This window comes from Bartonella sp. AA2SXKL, assembly GCF_042197205.1.
GTDB lineage: Bacteria > Pseudomonadota > Alphaproteobacteria > Rhizobiales > Rhizobiaceae > Bartonella.
The window spans coordinates 339-620 of sequence record NZ_JBHIRN010000230.1; the positions used below are offsets into that span (position 1 = coordinate 339).

General features: G+C 36.9%; 1 protein-coding gene. It reads right to left on the reverse strand.

All coding sequences use genetic code 11. The features are described from left to right. On the reverse strand, nt 1-282 hold a 282-nt coding region (locus ACFINS_RS10890), incomplete at both ends, for a porin (protein ID WP_375706282.1).

The window sequence follows — 282 nt, forward strand, 5'->3', positions numbered from 1 at the left end:
CTTGCTTGACATCATCCATTGTTTTATCTTTAGCGAAAACAGCATTAGCGTTTTTAAGGGAATCCTTAAAGTTTACAAGTTCATCCTCTCTAATAACTTTAGCAGAAGAGGTTTTTGCGTCTTCTCTGTCAGCCCAAACCGCATCGGTTTCAACTCCTAGAATCATATTATTTCCAAGATCCATGTTGGAACCTGCATAAATACCACCCATGAAGCCTGAAGGCTTAGGTGTATCATCTTTACTGAAAAGTTTATCTTTTTTATTCGGATCAGTTATTTCAA